Raw genomic sequence first — 1,140 nt, forward strand, 5'->3', positions numbered from 1 at the left:
GGCAACTACTCTTGCAGGAAAATTGAGTTATTTTTTAATTTTGGAGATGGATTCCAATATTTTATTAAACTATTGAGCATCTGTCATCAGAAGTCCTCCGCCTGTCATGAGGGAGAGCGGGATTTATTCGGCGCCGGAAAGATTCGGGTTTCGTTTTTGGCTTTGAATTTAATTTCTGAATTTAAGCCAAAGAAACCTGGAGAACCCTAACGGCTTCCGAAGCTCACTTTTCGATTCTTTTACGTAATTATATTAAAGCAACAACAAGTGCTCCTAGCTTCAAGCGACTCACGAAATCTTTTCTAAGAGAGGGAAAATGAGTTTAAATCATAGTTTCATTGCATTCTTTTCCTCCTATTTTTTTCTTTTCTTTTCTTTTGTTCCTTATATTTCTACTTGAACATCGCCTATTTATGCAACAATTATAATAAATTTTAATTTCTATGGGAGGAAATCTCAATCTCATAAATAAGCCTCAAAGCTTCTTCGAGATTTCCTCGCCACTCTATTATTTAACTATAAAGTCAACTTTATTTTCTTTGCCATTTGTACTTATATAGTTCTTTTTTCTTAGTGTCGACCCCTCAATCGCCCTATTATTGTAACGTAATTAGATTTATTGCTTTTTTGTTCTATTTTCATCTCTTTTTTTTCCTTATCTCCATATGTAAACTATGTGTGGCGAGCTCAATAAATAAATAAATAAATATTCCGAAAATTTACCGAAGTTAACTCGAAAATTATCGAAGAGTGCCGAAGATCACCAGAATATTTTCGAAAAGTTACCGAAGATTGTCGAGGATTGCCCGAAGTCTTCTGAAGAATTCCGACAACTACCGAAGATTGCCGAACATGGACCTGAAATTTTTCAACGTTACCACAAGAACATTTTCGGAATTCGGAATAGTTTTTTAGGCTAGGGCCAATAGGCCACCACGGTCAATCCTTGCTAAGCCTTCAGTATTCTTTTAGTTGGCGCACAAGAACCTTTGATCTTATCAGAAACAGGATTCATAAAGCTGTGTGAATGTAGTTTAAATGGTAGGTCGTGTTGATGTTTATTATTTTTTTTTTTGCAAGAGAATCGAAAAGTGAAGCATTGAAGTGAACTGTGGGGAGTGAAGTGTCTGATTTGAAGGC

At 35.5% G+C, this 1,140-nt stretch carries 1 protein-coding gene; it reads left to right on the forward strand.

The genetic code is table 11. The features are described 5' to 3' along the window. The coding region (locus OIF36_05635) for a hypothetical protein (GenBank protein MCV6599934.1) at window positions 1–210 on the forward strand (210 nt) is incomplete at its 5' end. Window positions 211–1,140 lie beyond the last annotated feature (930 nt).

The organism is Alphaproteobacteria bacterium (genome assembly GCA_025800285.1).
GTDB lineage: Bacteria > Pseudomonadota > Alphaproteobacteria > JAOXRX01 > JAOXRX01 > JAOXRX01.